Raw genomic sequence first — 6000 nt, 5'->3', positions numbered from 1 at the left:
ATACTGGACGAATACATTCTGGGATGCGAGTATCCATAGTCAATAAACCGCATTACCTTTATTTTTAGTCTTGCGCTCACATTTAATAATAAGACCACCTTCGTTAGCGGGCTATTCGGCATCGCGCTCCGCTCCCGTCCCTAAAAAGCAATCCACGCCCATACAACTAACTTTCTGGCAAAATGTCTCTGATTCGCTGGTAAGTTCTTGTATTCTGGGATATCCGTTCTTGGTAGAAAGCCGAATGATTCCTATAGATATGAAACGACTCATCAAAAAAAAACCCTAACCCAGTTCGCAAGAAAGCAGAAGTAACCCCACCACCGGCTGAACCCATTGAGATTTCTGAGAGCCAAAATATTCTTGAAACAGTGATTGAACCAAATCCACCTGTATACATTGAAGACTACGTTTCCGAATCCGAATATATTTCTGAACACTATCGCCCCCTACGCTCCGTGGGTAACTCCGGGTGGCAATCGTCTGATGTGTGGCGCGAGTTGAGAGTTGATGATTTTTGTCGGTGAGCAGCATCTAAAACTTGTATAATCTTACTATAAGTACATCCCAGCTTCTGTTTGAAAATGCTATCGTCTAGCATGAGAGAGTTTAAAAAACAGCCTTTATGGATTCACCTGTGGTACTGATCAATGTCTTCTCTGTTCTTCAAGGTTTGGAAGATGAGTTTCTTCAGAAATGGAATCAGACTGCTCAGTTGATGAAAAATGAGCCAGGGTTTATAGATACTTGCGTTACATCGCAGTCTTGACCCAACAGAGAGATTTCAATTTATTAATATTGCAAAATGGTCTAGTAAAGAAGCTTGGAAATTGGCATTCTCTAAACGCATTTCTCAAAATGAGATTTTTGAACAACAATTACCCATTGAAGCTAATCCTGCTCTTTATCAAATTGAAGCAGAGTATTAATCTCAAAACAGAATTTAGAGGAATCGTAATTCAGCTATGATTACTGAAAATGATGATTCAGTCGATGCAGTTAATGAACTGGTGAGAAAAATATCTATTAAAGAAACTCAGCTAAAAATAGCCCAAGAGTCGAATCTCATTCAGACTGCTGAAGCGTTAGAAAATCAACTATCCCAATTACAACAAGAATTGGGAGATAATTCAGACATACAATTGCAGTCATTGATGATCTTGTGAAATGCTTTTGACGGTAACTGAAATTAGCGGCATAACGGCTGCGGTCAGAGGTTGCTATAAAAGTCCAACTCAACACGAGTGGCTTTCTTAAATCCGCTGCACCATAGTTGTTAGACATCAGAAATGAACAAACTAACACTTTTACTATCATCAGATAGTTTAATCATTCGCTCAAAGCTTAGTCCTAGTTTTTTGAGCAGCTTTGCTGAACCATAATTGTCCGGTGTAGTGATAGCGACAATACGAGTTAAGCCGAAGGTTCTTCTCCCATACATGATGACAGCAGAAGCAGATTCATAGGCGTATCCTTTTCCCCGAAACTTAGGAAGAAAGGCAAACCCAACATCCACATCCTCCAAGGAATCTCTTTTTATCAAACCGCAAATTCCAATCGAGACGCTCTTTCCCTTTAGCTCAACCAAATACAATCCGAAACCGAGACGCTCATACATAGCAACCAGATTCTTCAAAATATATTCACGAGCATCATCAAGAGTTCTCACACCTTTATCACCAATAAAGCGCAACCACAAAGGGTCATTCAATATCTCAAGAATGAACTCGCTATCTTCAACTGTCAACCGACGAAGAACTAAACGCTCTGTTTCAAGAACTTTCATAGTCGAACACCAAGTTATTGATGTCTAACTATTTATTATGCTGATGAAATTGGGCTGATTGTTCCTATTGCTTCCTGGGTACTGCATGAAACTTGTTGTCAACTTAAACTAAATTTGATTTACAACAGCTTTCAAACGCTTTAAGCGCTGATTCTGTTCTGACCACTTTTTGCAAGCATCTTTAACGATTTCTATCTCTGAGGGTGATAAATGCTCATCCTTTTGCCCAGAAGCTATAATTTTAGCTGCTATAACCGCTTTTTCATACTCCACACCGTACTTAACTAGTTCTGTGCAAAATATTTTTTCTCTTTCTTGTATTGATGTAAAGTAACTACTTGGCATTGTTCAACAGATAATATAAGTCTTATTTTGAAACTACATTAACTAAAATAAGTTTCCGTTTAAAATCCTACAAATTTTATAAATTTATAAGTTCTACCTAAAGATACTTGAGAGGAAATAGTTAATTTGTATCTAGAGTAATAAGGGGCTGTGAGGGTTTGAGGGCATCAGCTAATGGGAATATTAAAAAATAATTAAAAAATTTTTCCAAGTCAGGGAAAAGTAAATAAATCGTTTTAGCAAGGCAATGAGTTATTCATCTCAATAGAATATATAAATTTATTGGCACTGCTCAATGGCAGCAATTGCAACCTAAGAGACAATCAACTTCTCATTTTCGCCTTTGTATACAGAGAAGAAAAAATGGTCGTTTTGAGCAACTATTACCTGAATGGGTGATTGGGGGGTATAGCGGTCGAGTTGTATCAATGCCAAATCAAACTGGCTCCCGTCCCTAAAAAGCAATCCACGCCCATACCACTTTCTGGCAAAATGTCTCTGATTCGCTGATAAGTTCCTGTATTCTGGGATATCCGTATTTTGACCGGATGCCATTTTTGCAAGAAACTTGTTAATTGACACACCTGCGGTTGCCGTCAACTGGGTTTCCTGGAAAATTGCAGTTTTGATGTGTCTTGCGATAGTAGAAGTGTAGGTGATGTTTTGCTTGTTCTCAGTAACATCCAGGTATGCTTCATCTAGTGCAACCCCTTCCACTAAACCACTGTAACGTTTAAAGATAGCGTGGATCGCTGCGGAAATCTCTCGGTAAACGTCGAATCTCGGTCTGACAAAGATAAGCCCAGGACATTTCGCAAAAGCGGTTACTGAAGGCATTGCGGAATAAATGCCAAACTTACGGGCTTCATAGCTGGCTGCTGCAACTACGCGTCGTTGATTGGGGCTGCCACCGACTACTAACGGTTTACCGGGGGTAGCTAGGGTTGTCTTTGTTGCCGGAGAGGAATCCGAATAATAAACTCAGTTCCTACTCCGGGGGTTGAGAAGCACTCCAGTTTGCCGCCATGTCTCTCTGTCACGATTTGATAGCTAATAGACATACCCATTCCGGTGCCTTTCCCAATCGGCTTGGTGGTGAAGAAAGGATCAAATATTCGGTGTTTAATCTGTTGAGGAATACCGACCCCATTATCCCTGAGTGCTACTTCTACCCACACAGCATCGATAACTGATGTCCGAATTGTAATTTGATTTGGATTTTTCTCAATCTGCTTATAAGTGCAATTAGCATTCCTCTCTTCTATCGCATCAATTGAATTGGTCAAGATATTCATAAATACTTGGTTGATCTGTCCGGCATAGCATTCTACGAGCGGTAGTGCCGCATAGTCTTTGATGATCTCAATTTCTGGTCGTTCGGGTCTGGCTTTGAGGCGATGTTGCAGAATCAGCAGTGTGCTGTCAATGCCTTCGTGAATATCAACCGCCTTGAATTCGGCTTCGTCCATCCGAGAGAAGTTCCGCAGCGACAGCACAATTTGGCGAATGCGTTCCGTTCCCAAGTTCATAGAAGCCAGTATTTTCGGTAAATCTTTCTGCAAAAACTCCAGATCGATATCGTCAGCAACAGCTTGAATCTCAGGGGCGAGGTTGGGGTTGTATTGCTGATACAACTGCACAAATCCTAATAAATCCTGAACGTATTCCTGCACATGAGCTAGGTTGCCGTGAATAAAGTTAACTGGATTATTAATTTCATGGGCTACACCAGCGACCAACTGCCCCAAAGACGACATTTTTTCATTTTGCACTAGCTGAGTCTGCATTCGCTTCACTTCTTCTAAAGTATTTTTTAGGGCGGTTGCTTGCTGGCGCAACTGGGCTTCTGACTGTCGTAAAGCTTCTTGGGCTTGTTTTCGATTACTAATATCACGAGCAATTTTAGAAATACCGATGATTCTACCTGTTGTATCTAAGACTGGAGAAATGGTTAGGGAAATATCAATCAGCGTTCCATCTTTGCGTTGACGCAAAGTTTCTAAGTGTTCAACCTGTTCTCCTCGCTTCAATTTCTTCAAAATTTGGGCTTCCTCATCAATGCACTCCGCCGGCACAAGCAGCGTCATAGGTTGACCGATTACTTCTTGCGCCTGATAGCCAAAGAGTTTTTCTGCTCCAGCATTCCAGCTAATAATCACTCCATCCAAGGTTTTGCTGATAATTGCATCTTCACAGAATTCCACAATTGCTGCCAAGCGAGACGAATCTGCTTCGGCTTGTTTACGCTCAGTAATATCACGACAGACAACAACCCCTCCTTGTAACACTCCACGAGCATCTATTAATGGTCTACCACTAACCAGTACCCATAACCCGTCAGGTACTTGAGCATGACGCACAAACATTTCTTGATTGTCTACTGTATCTCCTCGAACTGCCCGTGTTAATGGCAAGTCTTGAGCAGCAATTGGTGTTACTTGGTCTGGTAAAAAAAGTCCATATTGCTGTGACCAATCCTGACTTTTTGTATTGGTGGCACCACTTCCAAACATTCGTTTTGCCACCACGTTAAAGACGAGAAACTTCTCTTGTTCATCAGCAACAATCACTGCCTCACTCATTTGGTCAAGGATCATCTGCAAAATATTAGTTTGTTGTTGCAGAGAGTTTTCCATGAGTTTATACTCACTAATATCATGAAAAATTCCTTGAAAGCCTACAATACTTCCAATCTGACTCTTAATAGGTGAAATGTTGGTTTTAAACCAACAAAAACTTTTATCCTTCAGTTGGCATCTCAATTCTAGTCCTAACTTTTTCTCCCCAGTTTTCAGAAGGCAATTGAGGAAGCTATAACACTTGCGTAAATCATGGGGATGAATGAAACGAAAAAATGAGTCTCCTATCAAATCTGAGGTAGGATAACCAAAAACTTCAGTAAATTGGGGAGATAAATAAGTAATAATTCCTTGAATGTCAAAGGAGTAAATAATATCATTAGCATTTTCTACAAGATAGTGAAAATTGGTGGCACTGTTGACATCATGGACTTTGGGATTAGTAATAGGTATCAGTATACCGTTGAAAATAATCTTGTCAGTCAGTGCCTGGTCTATTTCAGAGATGGCTTGAAACCACTTCAATTCACCATTAGGTAAAGTTAGCCGTCCTGACCAATGCCAGTTCTGTAAAGAATGGATGGCGAAATTCAGTGAGTCCTGAAAACTCTTTTGGTCTTCTGGATGAATAATTGAAATTAATTTGTGAATATCCCCTTGCAGTTGGGATGATTTGATTGCTAGGATACTGTCACAATTTGGACTAATAAAGGTACAAGCATTAGCTCTTTGTTTGTCAGCAATAATTTGATATATTATGGCTGAGATTTTTTGACTAATTTGTTGGAGTTGTTTTTCAAGATACTCACTATCTGGCTGAATTGTCCCAGAAATAATTGAGTCAATCAATACCAAATCTTCCATAGAATATCAGTCCTAAATTAATGGCTAGTTTCCATACGCAAAATTTTGCTTATTAAATAATAATTGATAAATTAAATAATATTTATTTAATTTATAATTTAAGGATAAAATAATTATAAATAACACAGTAAAAGCACTGAAATTTAGGAGTTGCTTATCCTGGTTTTTAAAATATATGAATTAAATTCCACCATTAAGGAGAGCCAAAAAATAAAATGCCTAGCCGTCTCCAAAGGAGACACTAGCGCGAACGATGAAAGCCCTTCTCCGAAAGGGGGACGCACTCGTGTTCGGGGCGAAAGCGCCTATATACCTGCTTAGTGGTATGGTCAAGTCTTTGTCTAGTGATTGAAACTATAATAGATGATGATTTGGCTAATTAGTAGGAACACAGTGGCTATTAAGCTCTGGTATAGTTACCAAGTA

7 protein-coding genes and 1 pseudogene are annotated in these 6000 nt (G+C 39.6%); 3 read left to right on the top strand and 5 right to left on the bottom strand.

What is annotated here, in order from left to right; genetic code table 11:
* Nucleotides 1-111: 111 nt before the first annotated feature.
* Nucleotides 112-273, bottom strand: a complete 162-nt coding sequence (locus tag V7K53_RS31635) for a hypothetical protein (protein WP_335201431.1) — start codon at nt 271-273, stop codon at nt 112-114.
* 98 nt (nt 274-371) lie between these two features.
* Between V7K53_RS31635 and V7K53_RS31630 the strand changes: the two genes are divergently transcribed.
* The 3 genes from V7K53_RS31630 (at nt 372) to V7K53_RS31620 (ending at nt 1166) form a co-directional block, all read left to right on the top strand.
* A complete protein-coding gene (locus V7K53_RS31630) occupies nt 372-527 on the top strand; it encodes a hypothetical protein (RefSeq protein ID WP_335201430.1) in 156 nt (51 codons plus the stop codon).
* A 98-nt stretch (nt 528-625) separates the two neighbouring features.
* Entirely contained in the window at nt 626-769 is a 144-nt protein-coding gene (locus V7K53_RS31625; protein WP_335201429.1) for an antibiotic biosynthesis monooxygenase family protein, read from the top strand.
* A 196-nt stretch (nt 770-965) separates the two neighbouring features.
* Nucleotides 966-1166, top strand: a complete 201-nt coding sequence (locus V7K53_RS31620; RefSeq protein ID WP_335201428.1) for a hypothetical protein — start codon at nt 966-968, stop codon at nt 1164-1166.
* A 110-nt stretch (nt 1167-1276) separates the two neighbouring features.
* Here V7K53_RS31620 and V7K53_RS31615 read toward each other — a convergent pair whose 3' ends face one another.
* From V7K53_RS31615 to V7K53_RS31600, 4 genes and pseudogenes are all read right to left on the bottom strand, one after another.
* Complete coding sequence (locus V7K53_RS31615; protein WP_163937302.1) at nt 1277-1786, bottom strand: GNAT family N-acetyltransferase; 510 nt, start codon at nt 1784-1786, stop codon at nt 1277-1279.
* Nucleotides 1787-1894: 108 nt separating this feature from the next.
* Nucleotides 1895-2131 carry a hypothetical protein gene (locus V7K53_RS31610; protein ID WP_335201426.1) on the bottom strand — a complete coding sequence of 79 codons (237 nt, stop codon included), beginning with the start codon at nt 2129-2131 and terminating at the stop codon, nt 1895-1897.
* Between the two features lie 312 nt (nt 2132-2443).
* Nucleotides 2444-3001 (bottom strand): annotated as a pseudogene (locus V7K53_RS31605) (Y-family DNA polymerase); the annotation flags it as partial.
* A gap of 68 nt (nt 3002-3069) precedes the next feature.
* Nucleotides 3070-5574, bottom strand: coding sequence for a PAS domain-containing sensor histidine kinase (locus V7K53_RS31600; protein WP_335201425.1), 2505 nt, complete (start codon nt 5572-5574; stop codon nt 3070-3072).
* Nucleotides 5575-6000: the final 426 nt, after the last annotated feature.

It is taken from the genome of Nostoc sp. (assembly GCF_036917355.1).
GTDB lineage: Bacteria > Cyanobacteriota > Cyanobacteriia > Cyanobacteriales > Nostocaceae > Nostoc.
Note: the sequence above shows the minus strand (reverse complement) of the source record. Positions and strands in the feature narration are given on the sequence as shown.

What these genes read in the sequence shown, in the direction of transcription:
- V7K53_RS31635 (WP_335201431.1), bottom strand. Translation starts at nt 273, where the DNA reads ATGAGTCGTTTCATATCTATAGGAATCATTCGGCTTTCTACCAAGAAC.
- V7K53_RS31625 (WP_335201429.1), top strand. Translation starts at nt 626, where the DNA reads ATGGATTCACCTGTGGTACTGATCAATGTCTTCTCTGTTCTTCAAGGT.
- V7K53_RS31620 (WP_335201428.1), top strand. Translation starts at nt 966, where the DNA reads ATGATTACTGAAAATGATGATTCAGTCGATGCAGTTAATGAACTGGTG.
- V7K53_RS31615 (WP_163937302.1), bottom strand. Translation starts at nt 1,786, where the DNA reads ATGAAAGTTCTTGAAACAGAGCGTTTAGTTCTTCGTCGGTTGACAGTT.
- V7K53_RS31610 (WP_335201426.1), bottom strand. Translation starts at nt 2,131, where the DNA reads ATGCCAAGTAGTTACTTTACATCAATACAAGAAAGAGAAAAAATATTT.
- V7K53_RS31600 (WP_335201425.1), bottom strand. Translation starts at nt 5,574, where the DNA reads ATGGAAGATTTGGTATTGATTGACTCAATTATTTCTGGGACAATTCAG.